13 protein-coding genes are annotated in these 14,218 nt (G+C 62.7%); 2 read left to right on the top strand and 11 right to left on the bottom strand.

All coding sequences use genetic code 11. The annotated features are described in order from the left end of the window. Positions 1-53: 53 nt before the first annotated feature. Together MJO58_RS27955 and MJO58_RS27960 are read right to left on the bottom strand one after the other, a co-directional pair. The gene (locus tag MJO58_RS27955; protein WP_036474299.1) at positions 54-752 is read right to left on the bottom strand and encodes a cation efflux transmembrane domain-containing protein; all 699 of its coding nucleotides are present in this window, start codon (positions 750-752) and stop codon (positions 54-56) included. Next, a complete protein-coding gene (locus MJO58_RS27960) occupies positions 752-1,075 on the bottom strand; it encodes an ArsR/SmtB family transcription factor (RefSeq protein WP_036474297.1) in 324 nt (107 codons plus the stop codon). Before MJO58_RS27960 ends, MJO58_RS27955 begins: the two co-directional genes overlap by 1 nt. Before the next feature lie 85 nt (positions 1,076-1,160). On the opposite strand from MJO58_RS27960, the gene MJO58_RS27965 reads away from it, so the two are divergent. Beyond that, positions 1,161-1,445 (top strand): hypothetical protein, encoded by a 285-nt coding sequence (locus tag MJO58_RS27965; protein ID WP_036474263.1) that lies wholly within the window; start codon positions 1,161-1,163, stop codon positions 1,443-1,445. 169 nt (positions 1,446-1,614) lie between these two features. Here MJO58_RS27965 and MJO58_RS27970 read toward each other — a convergent pair whose 3' ends face one another. The 3 genes from MJO58_RS27970 to MJO58_RS27980 all read right to left on the bottom strand — a co-directional run bounded on the left by MJO58_RS27970 (position 1,615) and on the right by MJO58_RS27980 (position 4,942). After that, entirely contained in the window at positions 1,615-2,403 is a 789-nt protein-coding gene (locus MJO58_RS27970) for a sulfite exporter TauE/SafE family protein (RefSeq protein ID WP_198049009.1), read from the bottom strand. 538 nt (positions 2,404-2,941) lie between these two features. Further along, on the bottom strand, positions 2,942-3,535 hold the full coding sequence (locus tag MJO58_RS27975; RefSeq protein WP_051641739.1) for a hypothetical protein: 594 nt from the start codon (positions 3,533-3,535) through the stop codon (positions 2,942-2,944). Next, on the bottom strand, positions 3,536-4,942 hold the full coding sequence (locus tag MJO58_RS27980) for an AAA family ATPase (protein WP_036474292.1): 1,407 nt from the start codon (positions 4,940-4,942) through the stop codon (positions 3,536-3,538). 221 nt (positions 4,943-5,163) lie between these two features. Here MJO58_RS27980 and MJO58_RS27985 point away from each other — a divergent pair, with 221 nt between their 5' ends. Further along, a complete protein-coding gene (locus tag MJO58_RS27985) occupies positions 5,164-6,012 on the top strand; it encodes a hypothetical protein (RefSeq protein ID WP_036474260.1) in 849 nt (282 codons plus the stop codon). A gap of 434 nt (positions 6,013-6,446) precedes the next feature. Here MJO58_RS27985 and MJO58_RS27990 read toward each other — a convergent pair whose 3' ends face one another. The 6 genes from MJO58_RS27990 to MJO58_RS28015 form a co-directional block, all read right to left on the bottom strand. Further along, the gene (locus MJO58_RS27990; RefSeq protein ID WP_036474258.1) at positions 6,447-6,842 is read right to left on the bottom strand and encodes a hypothetical protein; all 396 of its coding nucleotides are present in this window, start codon (positions 6,840-6,842) and stop codon (positions 6,447-6,449) included. Further along, positions 6,839-9,352: an integrase gene (locus tag MJO58_RS27995; protein ID WP_239723510.1), complete on the bottom strand. Its 2,514-nt coding sequence runs from the start codon at positions 9,350-9,352 to the stop codon at positions 6,839-6,841. The genes MJO58_RS27990 and MJO58_RS27995 overlap by 4 nt, the downstream gene beginning before the upstream one ends. Beyond that, the gene (locus MJO58_RS28000) at positions 9,328-11,154 is read right to left on the bottom strand and encodes a site-specific integrase (RefSeq protein ID WP_232232271.1); all 1,827 of its coding nucleotides are present in this window, start codon (positions 11,152-11,154) and stop codon (positions 9,328-9,330) included. The genes MJO58_RS27995 and MJO58_RS28000 overlap by 25 nt, the downstream gene beginning before the upstream one ends. A 58-nt stretch (positions 11,155-11,212) precedes the next feature. Next, positions 11,213-12,514 (bottom strand): tyrosine-type recombinase/integrase, encoded by a 1,302-nt coding sequence (locus MJO58_RS28005; protein WP_239723508.1) that lies wholly within the window; start codon positions 12,512-12,514, stop codon positions 11,213-11,215. Further along, complete coding sequence (locus MJO58_RS28010; protein WP_082811612.1) at positions 12,514-13,338, bottom strand: DUF4226 domain-containing protein; 825 nt, start codon at positions 13,336-13,338, stop codon at positions 12,514-12,516. Before MJO58_RS28010 ends, MJO58_RS28005 begins: the two co-directional genes overlap by 1 nt. A gap of 204 nt (positions 13,339-13,542) precedes the next feature. Further along, on the bottom strand, positions 13,543-13,884 hold the full coding sequence (locus MJO58_RS28015) for a hypothetical protein (protein WP_061559529.1): 342 nt from the start codon (positions 13,882-13,884) through the stop codon (positions 13,543-13,545). Positions 13,885-14,218 lie beyond the last annotated feature (334 nt).

Genomic DNA, 14,218 nt, shown 5'->3' on the forward strand with positions numbered 1-14,218 from the left:
GGTGTATCGGACCCATTGCCCCCTGCTGCTGTCCGTCGACCACGCGTCCGCGCTCAGTCTCCGCAACACTCGCAAGCATGTTGGGAGGCAGCGACCTTCGCATTGACGGGTGCTGGGCAGCAGGTTTCGCCTTTCCAGGCGTTGATGCCTTCTTTGGTGGCGATGACGGCGATGACCAGTGCGGCGATGGGGTCGGCCCAGGACCAGCCGAAGATGCCGTTGAGAAGAAGCCCGACCAGTAGGACTGCGGATAGGTAGGTGCACAGCAGGGTTTGCTTCGAGTCGGCGACAGCGGAGAGCGACCCGAGTTCTCGTCCGGCGCGGCGCTGCGCCCACGACAGGGTGGGCATGACAGCCAGGCTGACCGCGGCCAGGGTGATCCCGACCGCGGAGTGCTGCGCTTCGCCGATCCCCAGCAGTGACCTGGCGGCGTCGATGGTGACGTAAAGGGCCAGACCGAAGAAGGAGAACGCAATGATCCGCAGTGCGACCCTTTCGCGGGATTCGGGGTCCTTCCCGGCGAACTGCCAGGCGACCGCCGCCGCGGACGACACCTCGATGACAGAGTCCAAGCCGAAGCCGATCAACGCGCTAGACGACACCCGTGCACCTTCGGTGAGCGCGATGACGGCTTCGAGGACGTTGTAGGTGATGGTGGCGGCGACGAAGAACTGAATCCTGCGCGACAGGAGTCGGCGACGTTCCGCGGTCAGCGTCGGCCGAAGTCCGGGGAAGCCGAGTTCGGAGGCCATCAGGGCGTGCACCCGTGCTTGGCGCAGCAATTGGGATCGACGGCCAGTACCAACCCGAGAAGGTCATCGAGGGCATGGCCGATGCGCGGATCGGCCAATTCATAACGTGCCCGGCGCCCCTCGGGCACGGCGACGACGAGGCCGCAGCCCCGCAGGCAGGCGAGGTGATTGGACACGATTTGGCGGGAGACACCGATGTCGTCGGCCAACTCCGATGGATACCGGGGTGCCGTCCGCAGGTTGAGCAGGATCTGTGTCCGGGTCGCGTCGGACAGGGCGTAGCCGAAGCGGGTAAGAGCATCGGTGTGGACCAGAGTCTCCATGCCGATAAGATACAGCATATTCTGTATCCAGAACCACCTGAACTGACCCCTGGCCGATGACGGCAGCCAACCGAAAGTGACTGTCATGCGTATCGAGCTGCTCACCTCGCCCGGATGTCCCCATGCCGAGAGCGCCAGAAAGATTCTCGCCGACTGCCTGAGCAGCCTCGGCATCGACGAGCCAATCATCGACCGGATCGGCCCCTACCCCTCACCGACGGTGCTCATCGACGGCGTCGACGTGATGCGCCCAGCGGCCAGGGCGGCCACCGGTGATGCGTGCCGACTCGACTTGCCCACTGCGCAACACATTCTCGACGCGCTGCACGTGTCTAGGTCCAATTCTCCTGACAGTCGAAAGATCAATTGACGCCCGACCAGTCGGTCGCCGCCTTCGTCGACCAAGCCGCTGGCCGCAATCCAAGAACCCCACCGAGCCCAGTCACGCGCCAAGCATGTCCACCATGCGGACGATTCGATCAGGCGGCCCAAAGCACTCGAAACGTCGAAAGCTGCTCTGGCGCAGCGGAAGCAGGCGGCTAGCTTAATGCCTGCGTGACGTATATGAGGGCGGTGGCGATGGCGAGCACGCCCAAGACGAGCCGGAGCGCACTTTCACGTAGGAACGGTTGTAGGTGCGCGCCTAAGTAGCCGCCGCACAAGCCGCCGAGGCCACACACAATCCCGATTGTCCAGTCCGGCGCGATGTCGTGGCCCGCGGTAAAGATTGCCAGCAACAGGTAGGTGATCGCTCCGGCGACTGACGTGACGAATGTAGAGGTGAGCGCAGCCGGGGCCACCGTGTTCACCGGGACACCGCGACCGACCAGGATCGGGCTCAGTAGCGACCCCCCACCGATGCCGTAGATGCCGCCGACGACCCCCGCGGCGAGCGCGATCGCGACGATGAAGCGGTTGGACGGCGGAGCCGGAGTGGGCCGAGATGCCCTGCGGTATGTACGCAGGCAAAGCCAGAGCCCCAATGGCAGCAACAGGGTTGCCACGAACAACCGGAACATCTGCGGCCCCGGAATGATGAGCACCCGTATGACCGCCCCGGCGACCACGCCCGGCAAGGTTCCGGCGAGCAGCACTCTCGTCAACGGGCTGCGAAGCGGTGCACGCTGACGGTAGCGAGCCAACGCGCCCGGAATGGAGACGACGTTGAACAGCAGGTTGGTGGGCGTTACCGCGGGATTGGGTACTTCCAGCACAGAAAGCTGTACGGGCAGTAGAAACACCGCGCCCGACACTCCGACCGGTGCCGTTACCACCGACACGACCACACCGGCGATGAAGCTGAGCAACACCACAGTCGCGACGCTCACGCCTGCACTATCCCTTGCCACCGTTTGGCTTGCACAGATCCCCTCACCAAAGGCAGCCTCCCCGCGCTTCCGCGCGGATCGCCCTATCGAAATAGATTCGTGCTCAGGTCCGATCGCCAGCCGATATTGACACACGATGTCGGCTCTCCGGAATCTTGTCGGTCACAGCAGGAGCGACAGAGTCGGCTCTACTATCATTTACCGATATCGGCAAGCGTTTTGGCTTGCCGCCCGTTTCCATACCCCCATCAATTCATCATCAGTCATCGCCATTTCCTCAAGTCCGGTGCGTAGGCGACATGCCTGTCGGCGTTCTCCGCGTGGGCCGATGTCGCGTACAAGGCGGTCTCGAGAGCAAACCTTTCGCCCCGTGCTTTGGGCCCCGTTGTGCTGGTTGTCGCCATCGCGCTATTCCATGCCTTAGGGATTGCTGCCGAACGCTTCGGCTGACATCGGAGTCGGCGCTGGCGGTCCTGGGCCCTAGCATCGCGACGGCGCGCGAGATTTCAACGAAATTAACCGAACCGGTAGCGAGCCCCTAGCGGTCGTTGCGCGGTGGGATCGAGGTGTAGTGGAGCTTTTCAGCACATGACGCGCAGAGCGTTTTGCGCCAGTGGCCGCGCCGTTGCGCCACACCGGGTTCACCGCATCGTTCGCACGTAACGGCGGACATGCGTTCGGCTTCGCCGATGATGTCGCAGAACGCCTCCCGCAGTTCGGTGCTCGGCTCGCTGGGTGCGCAGTAGTAGCGCAGGGTGCCGAATTTCTCTTTGACTTGGTGTGCGACGTAGTCGGGGTCGATCGCGGTGAGGCGGTCGTCGAGAGTGGCCACGATCGGATACCAGCCCGCGTCGTGGCTGATCCAACGCCCCCAGCCGTCGGGGATTCTGCGTAGGATCCGGTCCAGCGCTGCGGCATACGGGCCAGCGTCGGGCGGCATGTGCAGGGAGTTGAGCAGCGTGTCCTGGTCGATGTCATCCGGTCGCAGGTGCGTGAGCGCGCAGTGTGTGTCTTCCCGTGTCGCGCTGTCGTCGCGCACGCGGGCGGATATTTCGCTCAGGTCGGATGTCTCGGGCTGCCCAGGTGTCTTCTGCGTGTGGGTGAGTTCGGGGATGTCGTTGTCCTTGCTCATCTAGAGGTACATCCCTTCCGGAATCGTTGGGCGGTAGCGTCCGCTGCCTACCTCGGCCAGAAGCGTTGCCGTAGTGACGTGTCCGCCGTCACCGCCGTCGCCAGCCAGGACGGCGCGGCGCACGATTTCGCGGATGTCGCTGCCGCTGGTGTTCGCAGGCAGGGCGGCCGTCACCGCCGCGGTGTCCACCGTCTGGCTACCGGGCAGGTCGTGGATCAGTGCTGCCAGGATGCGGGCAGCGTCGGTCTGGTTGGGGTAGCTGACTTCGACGATGGAGTCAAAGCGCCCGGTGCGGATGGCGGCCTTGTCCAGGGTGGCGGCGTCGTTGGTGGAGGCCAGTGTCAGGATGCGGGCATCCGGTCCGATGTCCATGGCCCCCAACAACTCCGACAACCCTGCATCGCCGGTGCTGCGGTCCCGGCACCACAGGTCGACGTCCTCAAGGATGAGCAGGATCGGGCCGCCGAGGTGCTGGGCTTCCTCCACGACGGCGCCCAGCAGTTGGGTGCCGGCTTTGGCCTCGACGTAGATGACGGTGAATTCCCCGACGACCTCGCGGGCCACGACCGCGCACACGGCTGACTTGCCGGTACCGGGCGGACCGCAGAGCAGCACACCACGCCGGGCACCGAGGCTGTGGGTGTTGAGCAGGTCGTGGCGGTCGCGCACGGCGCTGACACTCAGATCCACTTCGGCCCACACCTGGTCGGCGACGATGACGTTGTCCCGCGTTGCGGTCGAGGGCAAATCGATGACGGTCAAGGTGAGCCCGGCGGTGTGGGTGGCGCGCACCGCGCGGCCTCGGTACGGGTTGAGTTTGTTGGCGCGGTCGGCGAGGCGGTCGAGCACCGCGCGGGCGCGGTCCTGGTGCTCCGGCGTCACGTAGGCGCTCACTTCGGCCGATTGCAGGATGCTTTGGCGCCCCTGGAGGGCGATGACACAGCCGGTGTCGGCTAGCAGCGTTCCGGCGGGAAAGTGCACCCGCACACTGAGCGGGTGGCGGTAGCGTTGGTCGCCGATCTCGGTTTGGGTCCACTTGGGCGGGCTGGTGTCCTCGCCCGGACCGATCTCGCAAGCGTGGGTGTGCTCCTGGATCCATTCGGCCAGCGCCAGCGCGAAGGTGAACCGCGACACCGGGTTAAGGTCGCGTTCCTCATCGACCAGGTGCCCGCAGTCCGCCACCCCCAGGCAGCGGGCGGTGAACCGCTCGGCGCTCTCGGCCGGCTCGGCGCGGTCGCGTTCGGTGACGCCGAGGAGCAGCTCACCCAGGGCGCGCAGCGCGGGCCGCGCACTATACTCAAGGCCGTCGAGCCACCCGTGGACGTCGGTGATGGGTCGGCGATGGGCGTCAGCGCCGTCGGCCTGCTCGGTGGTCACATCGGTCAGTTCGTCGTTCGTTAGGTTCATCGCCTCATTCGTCATTTCCGGGAAAAGGGCAGCCGAACAGAATCGCACCCCGCCGGGCTCATAGTCAACTTGGTTTTCCCACGTCCGCTGATTGGCCTTGCCGCGCAACCAGATCAGCACTTCCCACTCGGGCCCTACGCGAGAGTTCCCTGACGCACCCACGTCGCCTGCTGCATAAAATTCGTGCGACACGACACCGCGCTCATGACATCCTCGACGGCATGGATCAGGAACCCGAGGAGCTCTATGTCACCGACTTCTCCACCACTCCCGGGGCCGCCGAGTACCGGGAGCAGCTCGAGCGTGCCCGCACCGAGGCGCGGCGGCGCTACCGCGACCACCTGGCGACGGTGTTCGACCTGCAGGGCGCCCCTGAACCCGAGGTGCTCGCCGACGTGGCCCTTGATGCGCTCACCGTCTGGCGCTACGTCGACAGCGGCGAGCGCTGCCGGTGCGGGTGTCACCCACGGCTACCCGAAACCGATCTGCACGACTACGGATTCGCCTGCACCTGTGCCCGCACCCGCCAGGATCGACGCCGCACCTGGGAGCAATGGCGCAACAACATCCAAGCCTTTTGGGAATCCCCTGAGGGCCAACAGATCACGGCCGACGAACGGGCCGCTGAAGCTGGCCTGCAGACCTGGCTAGCGGGGCAACAGGGGGTCACCGTGGGTAGCCATGGCGGCTTGTTCCCGGAGCAGTGGGACGGAGATGTGGACGGGCACAACTTCTACTTCCGCGAGCGCCACGGCGAGTGGCGCATCGAACTCGACGTTCGGCCCAGCGGCCGCTTCGTCCGCACGCTCGCCGGCACCCATAGCGACGGCACACCCCAATACGGGCAAAAAGAACTCGAACAGGGCGACATCATCGCTCACGGCACCATTGATGACGACGGCTACGGCGCCACACCTGTTGAGCGGGCACAGTTCATCATTGACACCATCCGGATCCATCTGGCCCGCCAGATATGCACGCTGCATCACGACGATTTGTCCTCCATCGAAGCGTTGCTCGGAAGCCCGATCACCTGGTGCCCTTCTTGCGGAACCCGGCTGCCGACATGAGGCAAGTAACGGTTCAGTCCTAAGCCGACGAACACCGCTCCACGGGCACGCTCTCGACGGGTCACCTTTCCCACACGAAATACCGCACGAGCAAGCGAGTTCGCCGTGAACGTACTACACCGCGATCGAGGGCAGCCGGCACTGCACGTTTAGCCAGATCAACGCGCTGACCACAGGCAGCGCATGCTCCCACGCAAGGTCGACTAGCAGTTAGCTGGGGGTCAACCGCCCGACCAGCGCTCGCCCCCCTATCCGTCACCATGGCCCCCTCCCGGCCGCACACCGCGCACTCCACATGCCACCAGCTATGCCATTTCTGTTCGAGGGGGGAATCCACCAAGCTCTTTGGCGTACAAGGCACTTCGCCGGTTCAGTAGCAGTGCGATCCCCCGTGCGTTCCTGTTTCGGATATCGACGAAAAGTCCTCAACATAGTTATCGGTGCGGTCGTTGATCCCGCTGCCTGGCGATTGCGACAACGCGATCGGCGCCGCGCCCGTCGCGATCCTCTAACTGTCGGTACAGTTCTGCGACGACCAGCGCGAGCCCCTGGGCGACGCGTTCTGCGTCGGTGCGCCTGTCTCTTTCGTCAGCGAGTTGTCGTGTCAGCCGCGCAACGGCTGCTTCGCTGGACGTCGGCAGCTCGTGAGCATCTGCTTGTGCGACTTTGCGGGTCCACTCCGCGATGAGATCAGGTTGGCGGTACAGGGTGGCGCGGCCGATGCCGGCTTCTAGCGCGAGGTTCGTCCGTGTCAGCCGTCCATCCGTGAATTGAGGTGCTCCCGAGAGCAGCCGTTCCATGGCTGAGCGGATGTTGTCGCGGCTACTCATCGCTGTTCACGGTCAGCATCAACATTCGCACTGTGGAGGACCTGCTCGACCTCAGCGAGCCGTTCGGAAAGTGATTGCAGCCGTGGGGGGCTGAGCCGATTGTCGGCGATTGTGGACTTCAGCATTTGAAGTTCGCCGATCCAGACAGGCAGGTGTTCGGGGCCGACAACCGAGTTCGGGCAGCGCGTGGGCTGGCACAAGCCCAGTAGTGGCCCTTGGGTGTCGCGCGCGGCGGTGCGTCGGCACAGTGCAGTCTCCTCGTCGTACAGACATGCGTTAGCGGGTCCGAACCGGATTACGGGAGCGATTTTCTTCAGCAGGACCGCGAGCTGCGAGTCGGAGATTAGTAGCTCTGGGCTACTCGATGCCGCGGTGGACGTGGATTCGTCGACGATGGCGTCGGTGAGGCGTGCACCGCCGCGCCCGGCCAGCGGATGGTTGCTTTGCCGCGCTTGCTTGATCATGTCGATCATATGTGCGTGATTCTCTTCAGACCTGTTGGTATCAAGCAGGTTTGACCACGCCGGGTCGGGTGCCATGTAGTCGGCGGTGACGTTGGAGTAGCCGTAGCTGATGACATGCTTGAGTTGCTGACTCATAGCGAGTTCGTTACCGCCGAGTTCGCGGCCGATGCACGCGGTGGTGCGCCGCAACGCCCGTGACGTGATCGGCGAGCCATGCGGGATCGGCGCCAGTCCGCTGCGCTCTCCGGTGGCCGCGAAGTGCTCCAGCAGGAACTCGAGTTCATGAGCGGGTCGGATGCCGGGTTCGGCATCTTCGTGAGGCCCGTTAACGAACTTCGCGAATAGGTATTCTGGATGGGCGCTGAGTCGTTCGAGCACGCGGATCGCCGTTGCGGCCTCCTCGACAATCCACCAGTGCGCCGTCGTTTCGGCTCGCCGACCCTTGTAGGTGCTGGATTTGATCGCTTGCACGCCGTAGTGCGTCGTGATCGATCCGCGCTTGATGGCTTGAAGTTCGCTATCGCGCATCATCGTCATCGCGGCGATGAAGACGTAGCAGGCCGCTCGGAGCGCGCGAAGCTCGCACCGGGCTTCGTAGTCAGACATCGATTCGCGCCACGGCACGTGGCGGCCATCGGGTTGCTCTACCAAGGCGAAGTCGACGCAGTCTCGCAGGGTACTCATCGCTCCGTGATCCGCGAGGAAGGTGCGGCCCGATTGCGCGGCCGTAAGGATCAGATTTCGACGGCGATAGCCTCGTTTCCAGGGCCCCAACGTGTAATGCTTGCTCGTCTTGTTGCCGTACAGCAGGTATTCCATCATCGACCAGTTGATGTCGTCGGCGGTGATTTCCTGACCTGTGCGACCGTCGCCGCCCGCGCGAAGGGCGACCAGGTTCTGGGGATCGTCGATCCAGGTTTGCAGGATCCTGTCAGCTTCGCAGGCCCTCGGCCCGCCCGCGGTGCATCGGATCCCGGCCAACTCAGAGGCCCGTCTTTTCAGGAGCGCGCCCAAGGCAGCGCCGTTTATCCGCTCGGCTCGCACGTCCCCGTCGGCGATCGCGTCACGAACAGTCTGTCGCCGAATCTGGCCTATCGAGCCTTGGCCAAGCTGAAAAACTCGCGTTATGTGATCGCCGGTCACCAGGCGGGACAACTGTTCCCAATTGGGTTCGAGGTCTCCATGCCACTTCTTCATGGGTATGACGGCCTCCGGCGACTCCAGATATCCCTCAATCAGGTTGTCGTATGTGTGGCGTCGTCGCCAGTGTCCCCGCACCCGCTCTTGCAGCGCGCAGCGATGGCTGTCCCGCAAGCCCACGATGTCATCGGCGAAGACACTGATGTAGGTCCAGCAGGCGCCGATCAGCGGGATCCACCGGTCGGGTGTCATCACTTCGGTGGCACCTTCACGGGCCTGCTTGGCGATCACATGCGCAGGACGGCCGTTCCATGGGTCGGATGCGATGCCGCCGCCGGTCAGAATCGGCGACAGCACAACCAAGTCTCTGACGGCGTTGATCAGGTTGCGCACCGTTCCGCGCTTGGCTCCCTTGGCCATTTCGGCGTTCACCATGGAGATCCAGTCTTTGCGGCTCCACGCGGTGATGTCGTCAGGCAGGCCCTTCTGGATCTGCCATGCGGCGGCCGTTTTGTACGACACGACGCGGCCTTGAGCATGAAAGATGGCGAACGTGCGACTTCCAAACGACACCGAGCGAGCCAACAGTCGGGGGTCCGCGGGATTCAACAGGGCCATCGCGACCTCACGACTTCTCAGCGACCACGCCGGATGGCTGGGGAACGTGATGCATGCCGCGCCGCGCCGAACATTGGGCCGCCGCGGAATAACACCGTCGGGGTTCCACACCTGATCTCCGAAAGTCGCAGACCGCACTCCCTCAAGCCGATCCGGCCTCGACAGAAACACTTCTTCAGTGTCCGAGTACAACTCGGAGACAAGGCGGTTCGCACCCGAATTGCCGTCTATGCCCCGCGCGCCATTCGCGGCGGTAGCGGAAGTCATTCGGCGCCTCGCTGCAACCATGAGGGAAGGTCGGTACGAGCCTGAGCCATCCGCTGACGCGCGGCTTCGCGGACACTTTCGGGCAGCGACTCGATCAGCGCCACGGCCGCGTCGTACTGAGCGCCCCAAATAGCTATCCACTCTTCGGGATTCATTGATCTCCGGATGTTGTCCATCGCTTCGACCAGCGCCAAAACGTTGGGAAGATGGTCGGTAAAAACCACGGCGTTCTCGCACACCAAACATGACAGCGGCGCTGACCCACACAACTTGCCTCGGACGGTGAACGGCGAGTCAAACGGATCGCGACAGTCAACCACGCCCATATCAAACTCACCCGATCTCAAGCTGCGGGCGTGCGATAGTTCAATCGGCAGCGCCTCAGTGAGGGCAGTCAAAGGAACCTCCGCACGCGGCTTCAGAAAGGCCGTGAAACCAGATGTGACCGCATCGGCGAGGGACCGCTGAAATCGTGAAACCACCGAGGCCGAATACACTTTCAACGACGTGGTGTGCGCGTAGTGGGTGTAAAAAACCCGCGTCGTGTGCTCGTCTCCGGCAATGTCGGCGAACATTCCTTGCAGGCCGATCGCGCGCTCGCTGAGCTTCGCCTTTCGGATTCTCCGTAGATCATGCGGCAGGGAAACTTCACCGACTTCATGCACCCCGCCCACTCGTTGGAGCCAATATCCCAAGCTGGTCGTCGCCGACGCCTGACGTAATTGTCTTGGGAGATAACGGCATTCAGCATCGGGGCGCTGCCAGTTAACCGATAGCCATAACTCGCCGCTGATCTGCCCTGACGCCAGAGCACGGGCAGTTCTCGTATGCTCCAGCAGCGACTCCAACACGCCAGAAACGCTCCACCCGCCGCCTTGCGAGACCGGGAAGAACCGCCCCTTCGAGCGCCCGGCGCGCGGTTTATTCGTCTGCAGCCTGACACCATCAGCTTGCCACTCGATATCGGAGATCCGCAGTGACGAAATCTCATCTGCAGCAATGCCTGTCGTGGCCAGAAGCAGCACGCGAAATGGTGTCAGATCAACGGTGGCCGGCATGACCGCTCGCACACACCACCCCTTCGCCGACGGCCCCGAGTTCGCAAGAGCACTTGGCGGCCGATATAGCGACCACGCCTCTGCCGGAAAGTGCGCGAGCATCTCGGTGTTGTCCAGTGCCCCCGAGACAACAACGGGACTGCCCGATGTAGCCATGGCCAGCATCTCGGCAACAGTTCGCTGCGCCATGTCGGTGATACCGTCGTGCTCATTGGCTTCGATCAATTTCGCAGCCCAGTCCCTGATGGCTCTTAACGCCCGAATATGCGCACGGGCCGCCAGAACCATTCGCTGCAGCTCGGCTTTGCCGAACTCATCAAGCGGCCGGTCCACCGGCCGCTTGATCAGCGCCGGCCCGAGCGCCAACGCGCACAGCACACCATCCGTTACGACACCATCGGAGACCGCCGAAGCCAACTGTGCTTGGACAATGTTCGTCAGCCGATACGGGACCTTCGACGTTGCACCGTACTTGCCTAACAAGGATTTCGACCACGCAGACAACGTCGTCACGACTGCCTCCGGGGTTTCGTTCAGGCTGACGTGTGAATATCCCTGTGCCACAACAAAATTTAAGTAGCGGTCCGAAGCTTGCCAGTGGGCGTATACCGCTGATCGCGACAATCCGGTTGCCATATGTGCCCACTGATCAGCCAGCTGAGCAGCCAGCCGCTTGCAGCGATAGTTGTCGGGATTAATCTCGCACAGGCTTGCTTGACCAAACTTATCAAGCACCACGACGCGGCGAATACCGACCGCGGGCACCCGCGCATCCGCTATCGACTGTGCTCGATGCGCGCCGAATCGGTCCAGCGCCCGACGCTCATTTCGCCGCGGCACGGTCGTCGTTCGCGTCGACGGCAGAATCAGGCGCCGCGGCGGCAACAGCTATGTCGATATCCTCGACATAGCGCAGATACCTCAGCGTTTGAGCCGATGTTGCGTGCCCCAACAGTTCTTGCAGGTCGATTAAGGGATCACGCAACGGCGGTCCATCGCCAAAAGTGGACTGCCCCTGCGCCTTTGCACGCGCCTGATGCGCAGCCCGAAGGTAATTGATAGCAAAGGTGTGTCGCAGGTCGTGTGGCGTCACCTTGCGCACCTGTCTGTCGGCTGGGTACCGGCGAAGAAGCTGTTCACTTGTTGCGGTGAAGACGCCTTCCCACCCTGAACGGGTCATCCCCAGCCCGCGGCTGTCGCTAAGGAAAAGGCACAAGGGCTCGACGATTCGGTCTGCACTGACGATCACTGCCTTGAGCCGCATCTCCACCGGAACTTGGTGCAGTAGGTATTGGCGGCGCCGTCCTCGCCACAGCCCCCAGACGCGCCGGGTGCCGGGATCGAAATACTCCACCATAAAGCAGCCGTCGAGTTGCCCGGCTAGGGAGCGCTGATGCCTCAGCACTACATTTGGACGCTCGAGTTTGCGATACTTGCGAATCGCCGTCAACGCATAATTTGGGATAATTGCGTTTCTATTAATTTCATACTTAGTAATAGACTCCATCTCGACAACCATCGCATGCTTGAGCAGTTGGCCGTTATCGATATCCAATGTGAGTAAGCTCGCTAATTCTTGTATCCGCAGACCCGTCGACACTAGCGTCTTGAAGGCAGCGATATTTCGTTCTCGCGCTGACCGAACAGATGCGCCGGCTGACCGGCAGCCCGCCTCTTCAAGCCACTTGTCGTACAGATAACCGTCGACGTGTCGAACTTTCGAATGACGAATCCGATTCGTGGACAGATTGTCTCGCCCAACTTTGGAGAACTTTTTTACCGGGCTCTGCCGCAAGCGGCCAGATTCGACCGCCCAGCTATAGAACTGCCGCAACGCAGTCGCCTCCACGCGAAACGCGTACTGAGAAATTGGCTGTGCAGCGGTTTGCGTACGATAAACGCGATAAGCGGACAAATCTTTCTGCGTCGCATCGAGCAGTGACCTAGCGCCCCGAAACTCTAAAAAATCGCACAATCGCGCAAACACGCGCGCATACTGGGCCGAAGTGCTCCTAGCCGAATAACTCCTCGCGACGAAGAATCCAAGGATCTCTTCCACAGGAAACCCGTCCTGGTCGACCACAACGGGAAAGCCATCAGCCACCCGCTGCTCAGAGTCCGACACTAAGCGAGTGCTGCGTGGAAAGCGCGTCTCAGCATCAACGAGGCCTGCAGAAGATCCCCACACGACGAAATAAGCCCGATCGCCCAAAGCCGATCAACTTTCTGAAGAGACAATGTCTTGAGCCAACATAACCAGTAACCAAACCGCTGGTCACCAATAAATGTGTTTCTGGGATCAATGGCGACCTGCGGTTGATCGGCATAGTCCGATGTGCCCTTTGAATCCACAAGTCGGACATGATTATCCAGCTCATCGGCGCCCCCGCGGTCCTTGTCGCCGTCGGTGCCCGGCCCATCGGCGGGCGCACTGGGGACGCCGTCGCGCCGATAGCCGCCCGAACCGTTCTTGATCGACACTGCCAGCTCGTGGCTGTCTTGCTGCGAAGTCTGCAACACCGCTTTGGCCCGCGCGACCTGCTCCTGCAGGTAAGCGGCCAGCTCTTGCCGGCCTGCCGGACTGTTCTCGCTACGGGCGATCATCGCCACCCCTGCGCGGGTCTCGGCGATAAGGTTGTCCATGCTCGTGGCCCCGCTGGCAGCAACGTGGCTCACGTTGGTCAGGGCCGGGACCGTCCGGTCATCGGCGACAACGGTATTGCCCAGCGCACGAACCTCGCTCGCATTGCGTCGCCCATAGGTTGAGGCCGCCACACCGACCCAACCGGCAGCGGCAGCGCCGCCCACTGCCAGCACACCCTGGCGGCCAGCGACCAACGCCGGCGCCGATGACCATCCACCGGCATTAACTGGCGACACCCCAAACAGTCTCCGGCCATCACTTAGCGCACGTCCAGCCGCAGCCACCAGCTCATCCAACGAGGTCATGGCAGGCAGTATCACCTAAACCCGCCCCAGGCGGCTATCACCACCGCCAACTTCGCTACTCAGACCGGTTTGCTGTACACGCGCCTAACGGCCACTGGGACACAGTATCTGGGCCTCAGCTAGTTGGCTCCCGGACTCGGGTGGCCGGCGCGAATGTGAGTCCGACGCGCCTCAACATTGCCCAGATCCGGGCTGCGCGCCGCCTCATCGACCCAGTCTTTCTCGATCTTCCCCCGTATCGCTGCGAGGCGGCGCCACGGCATGCGACGGCAACCACAGGTTCATCGTCAGCTTGGACTGTTGGTTAGCGCTCGTCGCCGTCATTTCGACCGCGGCGACCCATCCCCCATCCGATCGGCGGAGCCAGGCGATCTGCCGGGCGGGCATCAAAGGCTCGAGTAACAGCCCGCACGCTTTCACCCACAAAGGCAATTTGTCTTTACGGATGCCGCTCACCGGAAATATCCGACCCACGTCGACCTGCACCGCTCGGTCCACTGCAAATAGTGTCGGGAACTCCGCCGATCGTTCCCAGGAGTCGAACATACGTGCGATCTTGCCAGACTGTGCACCCGACGTCCAACGGGTTAGCTGGCTCTGCGGGAGCCGGCCATTATGTCCTGGACCTCCGCCAGTCTGTCGTCGACAGCTTGCACGAGAAGCCCTGCCAGGAATGGGCTGTCGTGGTGAGAATTCGCCAAGATCGTGTCACGCATGCTCGTTAGGTCGTTGATGATCGTGGTGAGTCGACTGGTGTCGATAGCGTCGGTTTTGACGCTATCCATTGCGATCCCAGTCAATTGGATCGCATGATTCAGTAACCGCTCCACGGTGAGCGCCTTTCCAGCGCTTGCTTTTCTACTTACATTAAGGCCTTGCT

It is taken from the genome of Mycobacterium lentiflavum (assembly GCF_022374895.2).
GTDB classification, from domain to species: domain Bacteria; phylum Actinomycetota; class Actinomycetes; order Mycobacteriales; family Mycobacteriaceae; genus Mycobacterium; species Mycobacterium lentiflavum.